Source organism: Marinagarivorans sp., assembly GCF_982758155.1.
Window position 1 is genome coordinate 1 of the sequence record NZ_CEXWTU010000184.1, and the last position, 3280, is coordinate 3280.

2 protein-coding genes and 1 pseudogene are annotated in these 3280 nt (G+C 45.4%); 1 reads left to right on the plus strand and 2 read right to left on the minus strand.

The window, feature by feature from the left end; genetic code table 11:
• Positions 1–433: 433 nt before the first annotated feature.
• Both lepB and AC3A8L_RS16255 read right to left on the minus strand, forming a co-directional pair.
• Positions 434–1084: a signal peptidase I gene (gene lepB, locus AC3A8L_RS16250; protein WP_487963324.1), complete on the minus strand. Its 651-nt coding sequence runs from the start codon at positions 1082–1084 to the stop codon at positions 434–436.
• A 383-nt stretch (positions 1085–1467) separates the two neighbouring features.
• Entirely contained in the window at positions 1468–2343 is an 876-nt protein-coding gene (locus AC3A8L_RS16255) for a class I SAM-dependent methyltransferase (RefSeq protein WP_487963325.1), read from the minus strand.
• A 374-nt stretch (positions 2344–2717) separates the two neighbouring features.
• Between AC3A8L_RS16255 and AC3A8L_RS16260 the strand changes: the two are divergent.
• Positions 2718–3280: pseudogene (locus AC3A8L_RS16260) on the plus strand (hypothetical protein); the annotation flags it as partial.

Sequence of the window (3280 nt, forward strand, 5' to 3'; positions counted from 1 at the left end):
ACCCTAACGTTGCATTAACTTTTGGCCCAGTATCGCTTCGCTGCTTCTATAGCAGCATTTCTAGCGTCGTACTCAATTTTTCTGGATCTCACCTAGAGTGACTAGTATCAATCCAAAAAAATCTCCGTTCAAAGCTATAAATACCACTCTAAAAGCTCCTGAACTCAAAACCTAATGCAACGTTAGGGTAAAGAAAAGTATATAGAAACCTAAAAAGTAACAGGTCGAGCAGCGCTCACTATACTGCCCTATGCTTATCTGGCTTAGCGAAAAACACGAAAGGTATCGCAAATGGCCCAGCGAGAAATCCTGCCGTCACCCAAAAGGGGATGTTGGACTTGCGCTTGTTCGCAACAATAAAACAAACACCAGCACATAGGATAAAAACAACTAAAACTGCATATATAGGATTCATAAGTAAACCGCCATCTCGTTAAAGTGTGTGAAAAAATCGTTCCTTGCGAGGAATGTAGTAGTTATCATAATTAAATGACATCACCACGCTTTTAGTTCTACCAACAATTTCATTGCGCGGAACAAAACCAATAACTCTTGAGTCGGCGCTATTATCTCGATTATCCCCAAGTGCCAAGTAATGGCCAACAGGGACTTTAATCGCACTAAAACTTGATAGACTAGAACCAAGCCTACCAACACGCACAGAATGCGCCACACCCAATAAATCTTCTTGTTTATCGACAGTGTATATTTCGGAAGATACTGTTTTATAGTTAAGCTGCTCACCATTAACCGTTAAAACATTATCGTTCAATTCAATAGTATCTCCGGGCACGCCAACAACACGCTTTACCAGTCTCTTGTTCGAAACGCTTGAATCAAAAATAATAACATCTCCTCGGGCAGGATCCGAGAGTTTAAGCATGGATATATGTGTGAAAGGCACCCGAACATCATAAGCCAATTTATTAACCAGAATTCTGTCTCCCTCCACAATAGTCGGCTTCATTGAACCCGTTGGGACCTCATTCCAATCGGCTACTGCACTACGAAATACACACATCAAAACAACAAAGAGCAAAAAGGTCTTATTTTCTCTCCATACATTTAAAAACGACCGTATCATTTAACAAGTCCTCGATAGATTATTAATACAAACGATTATTTACACTTTACCGTACGTTAAAGACTAAGGATTAGGTAGTTAACGTTAAGTAAAAAATTCATAAAAATCACAAAAACCAACGTTTTTATGATCACAGTTTTTATAACCACAACTTTTTAACTACAGCCACACGGCAGACAAGCGGCGACGCAAAGATTACCCCTCCCCTACCGTGTGCGAAGGGGCGTGCATGAAATAACTTCCCGTTTTTGAATTCCTGGTTCACGCTTGCCTTAGTTAAAAATATTTTCAATAGCCGGCTATTACGCCATATTTTCGCCTCGTCAAGCAAACACCCCAAAACCCAAATTCCAGCAACTTATTCCGTGCACGCCCCTTAGCCATTAACGCTTTCTAAATAACAAGGTCACACGATTCGATTCCCCAATTGCCACATTGGCTTCTTTTTGAGAATCATCAGTATTCAGCGATGGAGGCAAGCGCCACACCACATCGCCGTCTTTGGGTTTATCTTTTGGATTTTTGTTGATGTCTGATTCTGCCACAAATTCAAAACCGGCTTTATCCATGGCATCAACAAGGAAAGAACGCTTCAGGTAACCGCGATCGCCGATAGCCCACTCATCGGGAACACTTTCATCCATAGCATGTTGCACAATACCCACAATACCGTGCGGTTTGAGAACCCGATGCGTCTCGGCCAGCGCCTGCGTTAAATACCCGCCCTTATCCTCGAAACGTGCAAGATTATGCAGTGCGCGAATAAATAACACGGCATCGGCTTTGCCTTCTAGCTCCGCCGGCATAGTTTTAAAGGTATACGCGCTTGCCTTTGCCCCCACGCTGGACCATGTTTTGGCATCCGCCACCCACTCGCCCGGCCAGTTTTTGCGACCGTCAATAAATTCTGGCGTAGCAAAACCACCAAAATTTGGCCACATATCCATACTGTAATCCACACCAATTAAGCGGCCGCTTTCGCCCAGGTAAGGCAACAATATTTTGGAATACCAACCACCGCCAGGCAGCGCTTCCACAACCATACTGCCGGGCTTAATACCAAAGAAACTCAAAGTTTCTACCGGGTGGCGGTAGGGGTAGCGGGCTTTATGTTCGCTAGAAACACCTTCAGCAGCACTCACTAACCGCGCCTGATTATCGCTACTTAGTTCAGGGGCTTTGGTCGCCATCGAACCGCACCCTTGAAGCATCACGCTCCCAGCCATCGCTAAACCGCCCAATATCCAACTACGCTTCATATTCACTCCCGTTATTACGTTTTCGCCTAAGGGGCGAGGCAATAAATAGTTTATCCAATTAGGCGAAGAGATCGGCTTTCTTATCAAGGCGCTTAAAGGGGCGCATGCCGGGGCCTATACGGATATAGGTCATTAGGGTAACGCATGGAGCAGTTACCGAGGCATGTAACGCTTTGAGCAACGAAGGTAAGGAGGTCGATATCAAGTATTAGTGGATGAAATATTGTTTCCTCGTCCCTAAACAGCTTTTAATTGATGATTTGATGTACTCGTACCCAGTGCCAGACCTCACATTAAACTTAATAGTTCCCCTGACTATTTTCCTATTTGGCCAAGGCCTTCCTATACTGAGGTAATACCATAGGAGGTCTCGTGTGAGTACAGACTGGCGCGCCAAATATCTCTCGGCTTTGGCCGAGCAAGAAAAGCTCGAAAAACAAGTCGCTGCGCATGCGGATATGCTTCGGCGTACCGTTGTGCACTTGAGTTCCGCTAGCGATGGGCTAAACAAAACACTCGATGCAGAGCTAAGTTTGCTTAAAGAGAAAATACGGGGCGCCTCTGGCTCTTCCGTACACGAGCAACTTGGTCGCGTTGAAAATGCGGTGAAATTTTGGCACCGCGAACGCGCCAATCATACCCGCGCCACCTGCGATATTATCGGGCGCTTCACCGATGACTTCGAAACACTGCGCTTAGATACCGAAACACAACAAGAGATTAAAACGTTTAAACGCAGCATCACACCAGAAACTGTTGAGCTTTACCAACAGGCCGAATGGTTAAAAGCATTAAGGGAGCTACAGCATAAAGCCATCAAAGCCGCAGCTGCACCGGACAAAAACATTTGGCAGCGCTTAAATGGCCGAACTCGACTACTATCACCGCAACCTGAAGGCGAGCCCGCCGCCAATAAAGCGCCCGCCAATAACCTGCC

What these genes read in the sequence shown, in the direction of transcription:
- lepB (WP_487963324.1), bottom strand. Translation starts at nt 1,084, where the DNA reads ATGATACGGTCGTTTTTAAATGTATGGAGAGAAAATAAGACCTTTTTG.
- AC3A8L_RS16255 (WP_487963325.1), bottom strand. Translation starts at nt 2,343, where the DNA reads ATGAAGCGTAGTTGGATATTGGGCGGTTTAGCGATGGCTGGGAGCGTG.